Raw genomic sequence first — 1,450 nt, 5'->3', positions numbered from 1 at the left:
CAGCAACTTCTTGCTCGTTACTACATGGAAAGATTGTCCAATAACGTGGGTGACATTCCTGCAATAAATTTGGAAGATAAGTCGATTGAAACTGGGTTTGTACCATCGTTACGTTACCCCAATGGTTTGGAATTCCCAGCAAGGCCTAGCAAAGTTTCTCTTGGAAGAGACGAGGATATTGAAGACGTCCAGGACATGGCACGACGCATCAAGGATGCCATCGACTCTGGAAAGGTTATCGACGAAGACGGAAATGAAGTTGATTTAGCAGGTGAAGACGGTTTTGACACTCTGACAAACATCATCCAGTCTACTCCAGAATCTCCAAATCCACAATTCTATGGAGCCCTAGAAGTTGTTATGCGCAAAGTTCTTGGAAACTCTCTAGAACCCCTCGACCAGAACAAGCTTGCCCCATCAGCCCTCGAACATTTCGAAACAACCCTTCGTGACCCAGCGGCTTGGCAATTACTAAAGAAAATCGTAAAGTTGGCCCAGCAATACAAACAGAAGCTCCCAAGTTACAACGAACAGCAACTTCATTTCCCAGGAGTCGAAGTCCAAGAGCTAATGGTCAGTCCTCTGGTGACTTTCTTCGACAAGAACGACATTGACATAACAAATGCTGTTTACGTAAACGAACAAGACGTAGCAACTGATTCAGTTACGATTTTGGCCCGACAGGCTCGCCTGAACAATAAGCCTTTCACTGTGAAGATAAATGTTCACAGCCAACAGGCTCAACCAGCAGTTGTGAGGATCTTGCTTGGACCAAAACACGACGAACATGGACGCGAGATTAACATCAATGACAATCGCCTTAATTTCTTCGAATTAGACAAATTCCAAGTGCAATTACAACCTGGTTCCAACAACATCGTTCGGGAATCCAAGGAAATGAATGCTGTGGACGATTCAATGGGCGCTGGAGAACTTGCCCAGAAAGTCCAACAGGCTCTTACCCAACAAGCACCACTTCAAATGACTTACGATGATATTCTTACAGGTTTCCCCCAGAGATTGCTTTTGCCCAAAGGTCAACGAGGTGGTCAAATATTCCAGATAATGGTAGTAGTCAGCCCATTGGTTGAATCACCAGCTCAACAGCAGGCCCTACAACAAATGCAACAGTCCGTCCTTGGTCAAGATCCAATTGTCCAAAACGGAATTCTGAACCAGAACGTTGACGCTCTTCCTTTGGGTTTCCCATTGGACAGGGAAGTTGATGAGGCCGTCCTCTTGAATGCCCCCAACTTAGCTTTACAAGACGTACTTATTGTCCATAGAGGACCCGAAATTGCGGAAGCCCAAAAGGAAATCGAAGTCGAAAGCCAGACCCAGCTGTTTTAAATTATTAGATTTTTATTTGTTTGACTGTTTTGACGATTGTGTATATGCTAGGCTCATGAAGCTGAATTGATATAAATAAAATTTTTATATACGTTTATCA

General features: G+C 44.0%; 1 protein-coding gene. It reads left to right on the top strand.

Annotation, left to right across the window (positions count from 1 at the left end):
• Nucleotides 1-1,350 (top strand): hypothetical protein (locus GO014_RS18885; protein WP_157291820.1); only part of this gene is annotated, 1,350 nt, incomplete at its 5' end.
• Nucleotides 1,351-1,450 lie beyond the last annotated feature (100 nt).

Source organism: Devosia marina, assembly GCF_009758415.1.
Classification (GTDB): Bacteria; Pseudomonadota; Alphaproteobacteria; order Rhizobiales; family Devosiaceae; genus Devosia; species Devosia marina.
Note: the sequence above shows the minus strand (reverse complement) of the source record. Positions and strands in the feature narration are given on the sequence as shown.